This window comes from Halalkalibacter urbisdiaboli (assembly GCF_002156385.1).
Classification (GTDB): Bacteria; Bacillota; Bacilli; order Bacillales; family Bacillaceae_D; genus Halalkalibacter_A; species Halalkalibacter_A urbisdiaboli.
Map to the genome: position 1 here is coordinate 188,500 of NZ_MVJM01000003.1, position 13,532 is coordinate 202,031.

Consider the following 13,532-nt stretch of genomic DNA (forward strand, 5'->3'; position numbering starts at 1 on the left):
TCTTTTTAAGTAGGGGCGAAAGTTCTCATTACAGTTGTTTAAAATAATGGAGGTTTTCCCTATGCAAAATTTTGATTTACCAATCTATCAAAATCCTCTTAACACAAGAGGGGATTTACGTGCTGCAATAGAGCAAATATGTAAACCACTAGAACCTTTTTTCAGTAAAGGTTATACACGTCTTCATATTGGAAATACAAGTTCAGGCTGCCCAGACCCAGTCGCGGGTATGGAAGGCTTTTCAAGGTTGCTTTGGGGGATCGTTCCTTACATAGCTGGAGGAAAGGAATATGACGGTTGGGAGAAGATTCTCCAAGGAATAAAAAATGGGGTGGACCCAACGCATGAAGAATATTGGGGCGATATTCATGATTATGATCAGAGAATCGTTGAAATGGCTGTTTACGGTTTTGCTTTGGCGCTTATCCCAGAAAAAATATGGGAACCGCTAAATGAACAGGAAAAAAAGAATCTAGCTACATGGTTAAATCAAATCAACGAGCATAAAAGTCATGACTGTAATTGGTTGTTATTTCAAGTCCTTGTGAATATCGGACTAAAAAAGGTAGGGGCATCTTACAATCAAGAAGTCATGGAAAAACACCTAAATCGAATAGAGGACTTTTATCTATCGGATGGCTGGTATTCAGATGGCGTCAATACGCATTGCGACTACTATACGTCATTTGCGATTCATTATTATTGTCTGTTTTATGCGAAATTGATGGAGGATGATGATCCGGTGCGATCACATCTTTATAAGAAACGTGCGAGTGTGTTTGCTCAAGACTTTATTTATTGGTTTGCAAAGGATGGTTCGGCCCTTCCTTATGGAAGAAGCCTGACTTACAGGTTTTCACAAGCTGCGTTTTGGAGTGCAGTGGTGTTTGCTGAAGTAGAGCCATTTCCACCCGGTGTGATCAAAGGTCTCCTCCTTAATCATGTTAGATGGTGGTTTAAGCAGCCGATCTTTAACGCTGATGGAACGTTAAGTATCGGCTATGCTTATCCTAATTTAATCATGGCAGAAAACTATAATGCACCAGGTTCACCGTATTGGGGCTTAAAAACGTTTTTAATAGTAGCCCTTAAAGAGGAGCATCCATTTTGGCAAGCAGAGGAGCAACCACTTCCGCCATTGAAGGAAATGTCTGTTCAACACGCTCCTCATCTAGTCATATGTCGTCAGGAAGAAACAGGGCATATTCTTGCTTTTAACTCGGGACATAAAGGAACAAATGACCACACTCATACATCAGCAAAATATGAAAAATTCGTCTATTCAAATTACTTCGGGTTTAGTGTACCAAGAGCGGAATGGGGCCTTGGACAAGGGGCGTTTGATTCCATGCTTGCATTAAGTGAGGGAGATAACTTATATAGAGTAAAACGGCGGGTGGAGGAATACTCCATAGAAGGAAATATCATTTATACAAAATGGAAGCCTTGGAATGATGTAATCATTAAAACATGGCTGATAGTCGGTGCTCCGTGGCATGTTCGTGTTCATCATATAAAAACCAAAAGGAGTTTAAATACAGCAGATGGAGGCTTTGCATTAGGAAAAGGAAAAGATAATTTTGTCGTAGAGGAAATGGAGACTATTCAGAATGATGGAGAAGTTATCGCTAAAAATTCCCTTGGAGAAAGTGGAATTAAAAGCTTATATGGTAACAGTACAGCGCAGCTCATTCATCCAAATGCAAACACGAACATCATGAACTCACAAACTGTTATACCTACTTTACAAGGAAAGCTAAAGCCCGGTACTCATTGGCTTGTTTCAGCGGTATTTGGTGAACCTAGCAGTGAGACTTCAACGAATGAATGGGAAAATGCTCCTCGTGTTGAAATAATAAATAATGAACTAAATGTTTTGACAGCGGATAGAAACAAAATACTTTTTTCAAACGTAATGAAATAAGGAGAGAAAGAGGGGCCGTCCCTTGGAGAGAGGAAAGCTGTTCAGTCTGCGGTAAAGCATATGAGCCTGCTTGATTTGGCGGATTCTCATTCCGTTATTTACGCTAAAACCACCGTTTTCAGCGTGGTTTCGGTTCCTCGTTCCGTTTGTTTTGAGTCAAAATAACGTCACATTAAGTCAAAATAGTTTGATTGAATCAAATCTATTAATAATATAATGAACTCGTAATCATTAAAGTTGGAGGTGAGCTACTTAAAAAGATAGGAGAGAATGGTTATTTACTCAATGGAAAAGGGGGGTTCGGATATAACTGTCAACTTTAAATACAGCATAAAATGAAAGCGCTTCATTCTGATTCTGTTTCTAATAGTTGTAGCTATTAAATGATCGGGCTGGCTTGCTAGGTAACTAATTGAGTGAAGGGGGATTTGAAAATGATAACAAACTTTAAAAGAATGAAAAGGTTTCTTGTATATTTAGCTATCGCTTCCTTGCTTTTTGGATCACTCCCTATATTGGGAGTAAAGGAAGCTAAAGCGGAAGGTAGTACAAAAACAATTACGATTGATGGAAATGATGTAGATGAATATAACCGCTTCAAAGGCTTTGGAACGGTGTCTGGTAATAATACATCTCGGCTGATGATAGACTACAAGGAAGAACATCCGGATGCATACTGGGAGATTATGAATCAGCTGTTTAATAAAGACACTGGTGCTGGTTTAGCGCATGTAAAAGTAGAGTTAGGTGGCGATATTAATTCTTCTTCGGGAACGGAGCCAGCAACGATGCGTTATGAAGATGAACCTGCAAATGTGCTAAGGGGCGCGGGATTTCAGTTTGCAGCTGATGCGAAATCAATTAACCCCAATATCACTACTGAAATTTTACGCTGGGGGGAACCGCGTTGGACTTGGAATGGTGCTGCAAACGATGATTATGAGAAAAGATATCAATGGTATAAGCAGACGATTGATGCTGTTTACGAAGAATACGGTTTTAAACTAGATTATGTTGGAATCTCTCAAAATGAAAGAGCACAAAATGGCAATGGGAGACATGAAGTAGAATGGTTGAAATACTTTACGTCAAGGATCAAAGAAGAACCAAATTATGATACAGACTACAAAGACATTAAGCTTGTTGCGGCAGATGGCTATCGTGATACAAAAACCATTAGTCGTACACTCCTTGACCATCCAGACTTAATGGATGAGATAGATATCATTAGCTCTCATTATGGCTTAGTCGGTTCTAATGAACTTGCTGAATTGCAAAATAAATTGAAAGCAGAAGGCAAAAAGCCAAAGGAAAATTGGGTGTCTGAAGGAATTGCACCAATGATTAATGCGCGTTATCGTCAGAATATGGAGCCGCATTATAAGGGGCTTGGAGGAAAAGCTGGGATTATCGATGTAACGTCGCGCATTATTTCTGTGTATTCATGGACAGGAGCAGGAGATTTACCTCTTAATGCCGTTTCCTTTGATTTTCAACCGTCCGTTGCAGCCTTTTACCCAGGGGCTTCTTATAATCCGAAGCATTTGATTAGCGCCTTTAATCCGTGGTCTGGCTTTTATGAGCTAGATGGGGGGATACAAGGAGTTCGTCATGTAATGAATTTTGTTGGTTATGATGATCGAACGACACCTGAAAATGAGCGCTGGATGTATATTAAAGGGGCAACATTTAGTGATGGAGCGTTCTTTGATGGCGGTGTAGATGTTGACACAAGTACCCATAATTATTTGACATTAAAAGATCCTAAAACGGATGACTATACAACCGTTTTTGCAAATAATACGAAGGACACTCGTCATTACAAGATTAAGACTGAGAATTTAAATGGAAAAGAACATGCACCAGTCTATGTTTGGGAAACAAGAGGTCCAGATGCGGGGCAAGCCTATGATGCGAACTGGTTTAAAAAGATTGACGTTATTACACCTGAAAATGGTGAGTATGAAATTGAGGTGAAGCCTTATTCCATCGTGACCATTTCAACATTAGATAAGGAATCTGAAGTGGAAGGATTTGAATATGAATCACAGCCAGTTGATCTATCAAAAGATACGATCATGCCTTTGCCATATACTGATGACTTTGAATATAAAAAATATGGTGTTGATGAAAAAGGCAGAGATTATGTTGAACGACGAGGAGGCTCGCCGCGTTACACTACGGATCAATTTGGTGCGTTTGAAGTGGTGAGAAAAGCAACGAAACCGATTAATAGTGGGAGTGCTGAACGTGAAAAGCTAGCCATTCCAGATGCCAAAAAACATGGAAATATGCTGCAACAAAAAATCGCTCATGACATTATTGGAGCAGAATGGGCAGTTTGGGGCGGCGGAACAGACGGAACTGCTGCTAGAGTGAATCCCAATACCGTTCTCGGGGATCACCGTTGGGTTAACTATAAAGTTTCATATGACTTTTTACTAGATACACATACACCGGAAGTCGCTGACAGAAGTAACTATGCGTTAATTGGCGTACGTCAAGTAAAAGCTGAATGGTCAGATTCTGCGGCGCCATATAATGCACGAATCTTTTCGGATGGAAGATATGAAATTCTTAAGTTAGGTGAAGTGGTTGAGAACGGCACAATTGAAGAGTTTGATAACAAGATTTGGCACAACTTAGCGTTTGAAGCGAAGGAAAATACATTTACTCTTTATCTTGATGATGAAGAAATTGCTTCTTATACGGATGAGGATTTTACAGTGATGTCTGGACGAGTCGCGTTAGGGTCTGGTTATTATGAAACCCTTTTTGATAACTTACGTGTTGAACCAATTAAAGGCTACCCGTATCAATCCATAAAATATGATAATGCACAAGGGAAGATATTTGATACAGAAGAAGAAGCGTTGAACAATACCGATACATGGAACCCACTGGGGTATGTTGGAGATTGGCAGTATTCACAAACGGGATATGGACATTTTAACCGTACACTAATGACAACGAGAACGGATTTTCCTGTTTGGAGCGGACTAACAATAGGACATCAGGACACAACAACCGTACAAGGAACACTGAACAAAGTCTATTATTCTGGAAACTGGAGTTCAAATAGTCGTAATTCTTGGGGCACTGTTGGTGGCTCTTTTGAAATAACCTTCAAAGGAAATGAGATTAGACTATACGGTGAAGCGAATCCGTCAAATGGAAAAGCTGATATTTATTTAGATGGTGAGTTAGTCGGGGAAGCAAACTATTTGAATAATCATTCTGTTGAGAAGATGGTTTGGTCTGCTTCGGGTCTTGAAGAGACAGAACATACACTTAAAGTCGTACCAACTGAGAAGTATACTAGTTTTACGAAAGTAGAAGTAGAGACAGATGACGAAATAGAAAGAATAGCTGTTAAACACATAGCACCGAATCAAATTATAAAAATAGCAGATGATTCAGAATTAGAAAATGAAGAAAATACCGTTTATGCCTACCGTGAAAATGGGAATGCTTGGGGTTCGAATAGTACGAATGCTTGGGCGAATTTTGATGACAATCCGTATATCTTTATTAATTTTACCGGTACGGGCATTGATTACCTGTCTAAAACTGGAGAAGAAACTGAATATAATTTCGAACTAGATGGTGAAGACGTCGGCAACTTTGGAGTAGGTCCAGATGGTGTGAGGTTTTCGATAAGAGGTTTGGAAGAAACGCAGCATACACTTAAGGTTTCTTTAAAGGATAATGAAAGAAAAGAAACGTTTATGGATTACCGTGGTGTGAATATTTACAGTACACCTCGGGAAAGTAATAACAGTTTCATCTTCAACTTTAAAGGTACTGGTTTCAATTTATTTGGAGCAACTCCAGATGCAGTAATTGATGTGTATATCGATGGTCAATTAGTTGATGAGGATTTTAGGATTTATTCAAAGGGTGAACGACAAACCTCTTACAATATTCGTGGACTTGAAGAGACCAAACACACTGCTAAAGTTGTTGTTAAAGGTGGTACTTTTGTTTTGGACGGTATGGATGTAATTACAGACACAAGCAGTTCTAAATCTAAGTCAAAATCAAAATCCAAATCAAAATTCTAACCTAACACCTACACTACAATCAGGACTGGTGATTGTTAATAACCGTGCTGTTAAAGTGGAATGTTGTGTGAGAGCGGATGGAAAAACAAAAGAAATGAAATCAGTAAATCATGACCGGGTGAAGGAGACTATCGATAGCCAAGATTCAATTGACCGTGTAACGGTTAAAATTGAAAAGGAAGCAGGCGAAGTGAGTGAAGTGAAAATCCCAGCGTCTATATCGAAACTTCTTGCAGAGAAGAATCCACATGCAATGATTGAAATTGAATCGAAAGAGGGCGCGTACCGTTTACCGGCTTCTGAAGTAAACCGCGTAGCACTTGCGACAGAGCTTGGTGAAGATGTAACTCTAACCATTATGGTAAATGAGGGAGAAGGTCCTAATGTAACGGTTCAAAGCACGAAAGAAAAAGTACGTTCAATGTATGTAGAATTTAAATTGTTTGCAAGTGGAAATGGGAAAGAAGTAGAAATCACGCAATTACACGACTATGCAGAGGGAGATATTCATGTAAGTGGAGAGATTAATCCACTGCGTGCAACCGTCCTAAAGCTTAATGAAAGTGATAAGACATCCGTTCCGACTATCTTTAATGAAGACGTTGCTACATTCAAGACGATGTCAAATGGCACGTTTGTCATTGTCGAAAGTGAAGTGAGTTTCAACGACTTATCTGAAACATATTGGGCGAAGGACTACCTTGAGAAGTTAGCTGCCAAACATATTTTCAAGGGAAATCCAGATGGATCTGTGAAGCCGAAAGATTCGATTACACGTGCAGAGCTAGCCGTATTAATTAAGCGTAGTTTAGCGCTGCAATCAGGTGATGCTTATACTGGAACCTTTATAGATGTAAAAGGACAAGAATGGTATGTAAATGAATTGATGCCAGTCATCAAGCGTGAAGTCGTACGTGGACTTGGAAACGGTAAGTTTGCACCAAATGATAAGGTAACCCGTCAAGAAGCCGTAGTGATGATTTCTCGTGCGATGGACATTGTCGGATTTGATGCTGCGCAATTAGATATTTCAAAAACAACGGCTATGTTTACAGACGAAGAAGCCATTGCTTCTTGGGCAAAAGAAGATGTAGAGCGCCTCATCCAAGCAAACATTATGGAAGGAAGAAATGATGGTCGCTTTGATCCAAAGGCCCCAACAACGCGTGCGGAAATGGCGAAAATGGTTGACGAGTTATTGCAGTTTGTGAAGCTAACAAATAAATAGGTTTGGACAACAGAGACTCTTTAGAAGATGTCTCTGTTGTTTACTACCTGATTATCAAGGTAACCTAACATATAACGGGACCCCTAAATAATGTTTAAATATATTAATAAAGGAGATAGTTTAATTGTCTCGTTTAAAAACATTAAGTGATAAGGTTTTATTAGACAGTTATATCGTTTCTCTTCGGTTAAATCTTGATCCGACCTTCAGAGAAATATTGCTTTGTGATATTAAGGAATGTAAGAAAAATATTCCAAGTCTTCTAGTCTCTAGCTGATAAATTTATTATATGATATTAAAGTATGGAAGAATTCGTTATAAATATCGGTATTCAGTTGCGAGCGCGTCCTACTTTTTAAATTACTATGTTTGAACAACAGAGAATCTTTAAAGGGGTGTTTCTGTTGTTCTTTTCGATTGATAATAAAGTGATGTAAGCTACTCATAAATAAGATGGCAGAACAAATGCTCGGAGTCTAAAAAAATGTTAATACAAAACATGACGTAATGGAATAGTATCTCAAACAGACGTTTCAAAAGAAGGCTTGAGAAAGAAAATTGGATTTTTCAGAAAAAGGTGAGTCTATTACTTTTAATTCCCTTAATGCTTTGTTAAGGAGCTTGTTAAAACTTTCACGTTCATAAAATACGGAAGGGGATATAGTATCTTGATGAACGAGATAAAAGCTATTTGGTGTAAACTTCGAAAATACCATAAAATAAGCTATGTTACAAAAAAATGTGTTGATTGTGGAAAGAGTTTTAAAGAAAAGGACGTTCCTTTTTAAGACTATAATTTGAAAGAGTAGATTATACAAATTCAAAAAGTAATCTTAAATACAACCATTTTGACGTTTTTTCCTTTTGACTGCAGGTAACAAATGGAGATTGAAGGTAGTTATACGTATCGAATCAAAGATGTAATTGAGCATATTAAAAATAATTTTTCTAGTCCAATTCGAAATGAAAAACTGTATAAATTTCTATTATAAGTGTTTCAACGCTTCATCGGCACTTTAAGGAAATCACCGCAATGAGCCCAATTCAGCCGTGAATATTCCCAAATGTTTGGCTTCCCGCCAAGAGAGGATATGAATCGTATGAGGGGAAAAGCGTGAAATATAGGGACGGTTCTTTTGCTTCAAAGAAGCAGGAGAACCGTCCCTAATTAGCCTATACAATTTTCTAACTCATTTATAAATAAATCTAAAAAGTGTTCAACATCTTTTTGACGGTTGAGTGGTTCATAGTAGCTAATTGTTATTGTTATTATTTTATTATACGTGCCAAAGGCAAATATTAAGCCAGGTGTGAATGCTGCTGGCGATATGATATACAGGTCATTGATTGCAACATTGCCAAATTTTAATGGATACTCCGCGATTATCCCCATATTAGAGAAGAGTGGGGAGGACTTTCCGCTTTCACTTCCTTTTTGCTTTGCATTGCGTAAGAACATTTCCACATCTTGATAGCGCATGCCTCTCATGATTTCCATACCAGCTGCATTATGGATACCTGGGTTGTCATTCTTAAGGATATTCATTACCTCTGAAACTCTAGATAAGGTTGATTCGAAGTCTTCACCTGAATATCTGGCAAGTCTCGTATTGATAGCACCGGACAAATTACAAATGGTTTCTGCCTTTTTAGTGGGAAGGTATTTCCTTAAATCAACTGTTGCAGTAACCTCCATCGGTTCTTCATTTGCTGGAGAAATCAATTCAAACATGGCTCTATAAAAAGCTGTTAGCATTAAATCATTAATCGTAATTCCATTTTCTTTGGAGTAAGAATACAATGATGAGAAAGCTGTGGTATCCAATTTTCTGATTGCAACTTGCAATGATTCTTTAGTACCTGGATAGTTTGGAAAAGCCCAGGTTGGCTTTGAGGCAATTAGTTGAGGGTTCCAGGCTGTTCGAATATCTTTAATACCTAATGCCTGATAGACTTTGCTGGCATCCCGAAGAGTGGAGAGATTTGGAGCTGGAATATAATCTTTATCTTGAATTAAGTGACTGTAGATACTCGCAAGAAGATGGATATAATCTTTTACACCTACAGCATCGCTACATGCATGATTAATGACAAGACATAAAGTATCAGTTTCTTGAGAACGGATAATTCTTGCATGAAGCAGCTGTTCTTGTGGTTCGATAGAATTGGATAAAAAGGTATGGATGGCCTCGTCTTTATTCTGATTTTCTTCTAATAAGCACCAAGTTAATTTATTGATATCCTCATATCGTTTCCAGTAAGCATTTTGAGGGTCTTCGACAAAACGGCAGCCAAGAATAGGTTCGGCATCTATAGATAATCTTACCGCTTTTTGTATGAGTTCCACATCAATACGACTCTCAAATTCAAGAATAACTTTGATTTGTAAATCCGAAGTATAATATCCTGCTATATGGTTTGCCCAATCCTGCCCACTCGCAGTGATTTCTGTAGGTGAGGATACAGTAGTTAATAACATACAAATTGCCCCTTTTAAAAGAATTTTGGTTACACATTTACAAAATATATAATCTATTAGTCCTCTAAAGCAATCTTTTTCTGTAAAATAATCCCAATTTCCTATTAACCATTCTGAATAAAAAGGTTTCAATCTACACTTTAACTGAACATAATTCAGTATGAATCACAGTAGGATTACTAGCGGGGTTCCTCATTTCTAAAAATATCAAAATAAAGCTAAAAAAACCTCTATGTACCTTATCATGTCTCCCGTTTTTAAAAATTTCAAACGATGTATAGAGACGAAATGTCCAAATGAGAACATTAGTATTATAACAAAGTACAATCTGGAATATTGTTAAAACTATGTAATTTTTTATAGTTAATTATACCCATTTACAGTTATAGAATAAATTGGTAAAAATACGATATTGGTTTTAGGTAGTTAGTAAAAATTTTAGATATTTTTCTAATATTATTTTAGCAAGTTTAGATAGAATCCTTGTTTGTTCTCTTTTTTGGAAAAAATCTAATCGTGTCAGGTTATTGGAGACAAGTAAGTCGGAATTTTGGTTAGTAATACAAAAAATATATACCTTTTTTACTATCAATTCTGAAAGGGGAGATAGATGCTAGAAAGAATTTTTGAATACGTTGTTTTACGCATTTACATATGATGAGGAGGAAGATACTTGAGTCATTTATTAGGACGTTTTGGTGGATTTATAGCTCGAATACGTTGGATCATTATTATTGGATGGATTGTATTGTTAGCTGTTGGCGCTGGACTAAAGGGGGATGTCGCTTCAAAACTTTCTGGAGGTGGTGGAGATGTACCTGGCTCCCATTCTTCAATCGTTGTTGAGGAGTTTAAGAATGAGTATGAATCACGTGTAGATGCATCACTCCTGTTAGTAGTCTCTGATAAACAGAAAGGAGTAGATTCTCAAGAATATCAAGAAAATCTGAAAGTTGCAGCTGATAGGTTGAAGGAAGAAGAAATAGTCGACGACGTTATTACGATGTTAGATGTTCCGGAAGAAGAGCGCGCAAAAATGATAGGAGAAGACGGAAAAACCAGTATTTCAATTGTTGAATTAAATGTCGATGATGAAGAAGCATCAACATTGTTACCTAAAATTCAGGAAGAATATAAAGCATATGTTGACAGTCTTGGGATAGAGTCCAATATTGTTGGAACAGCTGCTGTGTTGGGAGATATATCAACATACAGTAAAGAAGGTTTAGTAAAAGCTGAATTAATTGTATTGCCTCTAATTTTTATTATTTTGTTTATTGTATTTCGTAGCTTTATGGCTTCGTTAATCCCATTTATCGTGACAGTAGTTTCTGTAGTTGGAGCAATGAATGTGATTGGGATCGTGGCAACATATGTAGAAATCTCAGTGTTCGTAACAAATGCAGCTGTTATGCTCGGACTCGGAGTTGCAATTGACTATTCATTGTTTATGGTAAATCGTTTCCGGATAGAATTAGCGAAGGAAAATGACGTAAAAGCTGCTGTACGAAATATGATGTATACAACGGGGCATACCGTATTATTCTCCGGCATTACAGTTATTGCAGCGATGTCTGTTCTATTCATCGTGAATGTGCCAGCAATTAAAGCATTAGCTTTTGGTTCTATTACAGTTGTATGTATAGCAGTCATTGCGACGTTAACGATATTACCAGCGATCTTAATGATAATAGGTCACCGAATTAATTGGGGAAGCCTGAAATGGTTGTCTAAGTCCGAAAATGGACCTTCGAAAAATTGGGTGAAATGGTCAAATGTAGTTATGAAAAGACCAACACTATTTGTCCTTATTTCTTTAATCGTATTAATTGTCCTTGCGATTCCTTCCATACAATTAAAACTGTTTACTCCAGATGTTACGGTTCTTCCAAAGGAATCCTCTGTAAGACAAGGTTTTGAACAGCTTCAAGAATCATTTGGTAAAGGAAGATTAAGTCCACAATATGTATTGTTAAAGACAGATGGCAACGTTTTGTCAGAGGAAAACCAATTATTTGCATTTGAATTTATTGAGCGTTTGCAGGAAAAGGAAGAGGTAACTGAAGTAAATTCGATTTTAAACATTTTAAAGGATGTTCAACCAGAACAGGTTGAGAGTCTAGTTACATCAGATCAGGTTCCTGAACAAGCCAAGGAGGAACTTAATAGGTTTATAGGAAATGACAAAAAATCGATGGTTATTGAGTATTATGCGCGAGACACAGCAGCTACAGAAGAAACACGTTCATTGGTTAAATCATTACGCGAAGAGAACGTATTGGGCTTGAGCCCTCCTGAAGGAATGAGTGTATATACGGGTGGGGAAACAGCGGCAAGCATAGATAATAATCAAGAAATTTTTGATAGCTTACTCCCTTCTATTCTCATGATGTTGATTCTTATTTTTATCATTCTAATGGTGACCTTTAAAAGCATCCTTATCCCTCTTAAAGCGATTATTTTGAATTTATTATCGGTTAGTGCCACGTATGGAATTGTCGTGTTAATTTTCGTTAATGGCTATGGAGCTGAAATATTCGGAGTTGAGACGATTGGTAATATCGTAAGCTTCGTTCCTATGCTTTTATTAGCTTTACTGTTTGGATTAAGTACAGATTATGAAGTGTTCCTGTTAGGGAGAGTACAGGAAGAATACCGTTTAACAAACAATAATGAACATAGTATCTCTATCGGATTACAACAAACCGGTCCATTAATTACAGGGGCTGCAATTTTAATGATTGCTGTGTTTACAGGCTTTGCTTTTTCCGGAATACTGCCTATTCAAGCATTGGGAGTTGGTTTGGCGGTAGGTGTTTTAATCGATGCGACAATTGTCCGGATGATTTTAGTCCCTGCGACTATGAAGCTACTAGGGAAATGGAATTGGTGGTTCCCTACGTTTAAAAAGGCTTCTAAAAATAAGAATCTAATAGAAAAAGCATAAAAAACAATGGCACACAAAGGTTTTTCATCTCTAGGAAAACCTTTGTGTGATGCTTACAAAAGGCTTTTGATGACGATAGAGTATTGATTTATAACTTTTTGAGGTGAACTACTATTAAAAAAATGACGTTGTTTTGTTTTTCTTATGCCGGTGGAACTGCAACACTTTATTTAAAGTGGAAAAGATATATTCATCCAAATATTCACCTATACCCACTGGAAATTCCAGGACGCGGTACAAGGATAAATGAATCCTTATGCAACACAATTGAAGACATTGTAGATGATACTTATCGAAAAATAAGCACAATCGTTGATGATGGAGAATATGCCATATTTGGGTATAGCATGGGGAGCTTAATCGGCTTTGAACTTTGTAGAAAATTAAAAGAGAATGGTCATAAAATGCCTGTACATTTATTTACAGCAGCGTTAATGTCCCCGAATCTTATTGAAAAAAGGGAAACCATCCACACATTACCGAATGAGGAATTTCTACAAGAGCTTATCAAATTCAATGGATTTCCTAATGAAATTATTGAAAACAAAGCAATAATGGATTTTTATCTGCCTATATTGAAAGCAGATTTTGAGGCAATTGAAACGTATACGTATCGAAAAAATAAACGCAATATTGATGTGAATATTACGACATTATATGGCAAAGACGATACGGTCCAAATGGAAGAAATCCACGCTTGGGCAAATGTAACAACAGGGAAACATGTTACGTACGAAATGATGGGTGATCACTTTTTTATTCTTTCTCAAGCTGAAAGGATAAGTGGCATTATCACTGAAACGTTAGTGAGAGAAGTAAAGACCTCAATAAAAATGCATACAAATAACGAAAATTTTCAGGGATTTTACTAATAATTGTCTATTGGAGGA

7 protein-coding genes are annotated in these 13,532 nt (G+C 37.3%); 6 read left to right on the forward strand and 1 reads right to left on the reverse strand.

Annotation, left to right across the window (positions count from 1 at the left end):
• The first annotated feature begins 61 nt into the window (after positions 1 to 61).
• From B1R93_RS15335 to sda, 4 genes are all read left to right on the forward strand, one after another.
• On the forward strand, positions 62 to 1,924 hold the full coding sequence (locus B1R93_RS15335) for a DUF2264 domain-containing protein (RefSeq protein ID WP_088104844.1): 1,863 nt from the start codon (positions 62 to 64) through the stop codon (positions 1,922 to 1,924).
• Positions 1,925 to 2,358: 434 nt separating this feature from the next.
• Complete coding sequence (locus B1R93_RS15340; RefSeq protein WP_088104845.1) at positions 2,359 to 5,988, forward strand: glycoside hydrolase family 30 protein; 3,630 nt, start codon at positions 2,359 to 2,361, stop codon at positions 5,986 to 5,988.
• A 67-nt stretch (positions 5,989 to 6,055) separates the two neighbouring features.
• The gene (locus B1R93_RS15345; RefSeq protein WP_088104846.1) at positions 6,056 to 7,216 is read left to right on the forward strand and encodes an S-layer homology domain-containing protein; all 1,161 of its coding nucleotides are present in this window, start codon (positions 6,056 to 6,058) and stop codon (positions 7,214 to 7,216) included.
• A gap of 124 nt (positions 7,217 to 7,340) precedes the next feature.
• The gene (gene sda / locus B1R93_RS23055; RefSeq protein ID WP_165763840.1) at positions 7,341 to 7,493 is read left to right on the forward strand and encodes a sporulation histidine kinase inhibitor Sda; all 153 of its coding nucleotides are present in this window, start codon (positions 7,341 to 7,343) and stop codon (positions 7,491 to 7,493) included.
• Between the two features lie 891 nt (positions 7,494 to 8,384).
• On the opposite strand, the gene B1R93_RS15350 is transcribed toward sda, so the two are convergent.
• Positions 8,385 to 9,695 carry a condensation domain-containing protein gene (locus B1R93_RS15350; RefSeq protein ID WP_088104847.1) on the reverse strand — a complete coding sequence of 437 codons (1,311 nt, stop codon included), beginning with the start codon at positions 9,693 to 9,695 and terminating at the stop codon, positions 8,385 to 8,387.
• Positions 9,696 to 10,368: 673 nt separating this feature from the next.
• Here B1R93_RS15350 and B1R93_RS15355 point away from each other — a divergent pair.
• Positions 10,369 to 12,642 (forward strand): MMPL family transporter, encoded by a 2,274-nt coding sequence (locus tag B1R93_RS15355; RefSeq protein ID WP_088104848.1) that lies wholly within the window; start codon positions 10,369 to 10,371, stop codon positions 12,640 to 12,642.
• A gap of 128 nt (positions 12,643 to 12,770) precedes the next feature.
• Positions 12,771 to 13,514, forward strand: a complete 744-nt coding sequence (locus B1R93_RS15360; RefSeq protein WP_165763841.1) for a thioesterase II family protein — start codon at positions 12,771 to 12,773, stop codon at positions 13,512 to 13,514.
• Positions 13,515 to 13,532 lie beyond the last annotated feature (18 nt).